This window comes from Pseudomonas sp. 5Ae-yellow, assembly GCF_014077575.1.
GTDB lineage: Bacteria > Pseudomonadota > Gammaproteobacteria > Pseudomonadales > Pseudomonadaceae > Halopseudomonas > Halopseudomonas neustonica.
Window position 1 is genome coordinate 1 of record NZ_JACGWE010000172.1, and the last position, 207, is coordinate 207.

Annotated in this window: 1 protein-coding gene; it reads right to left on the bottom strand. The window is 58.0% G+C overall.

All coding sequences use genetic code 11. The annotated features are described in order from the left end of the window. Positions 1–153, bottom strand: a 153-nt coding sequence (locus tag H4J77_RS19720) for a helix-turn-helix domain-containing protein (protein ID WP_182250172.1), incomplete at its 3' end; no start/stop codon positions are given. Between the last annotated feature and the right edge of the window lie 54 nt (positions 154–207).

A 207-nucleotide genomic window follows, 5' to 3' on the forward strand; every position in this document is an offset into this window, starting at 1 on the left:
GCTGCCAGCTGCATCTCGATTGCGGCGCATCTCTCGGCTGACCGTCGAAGGGGATCGGTTGATCAAGCAGGCAATCCTGCGCAAGCTGAGGCCTTGGGCATGACTAACTTGAATGGTGGCACGCTCTGCAACGCTGAGTTCGGAATAAGACATAGGGCAGCACCGTACCGGAAAGGTCAGGTGTTGCACTCAGTTTTTGCCGCCGCC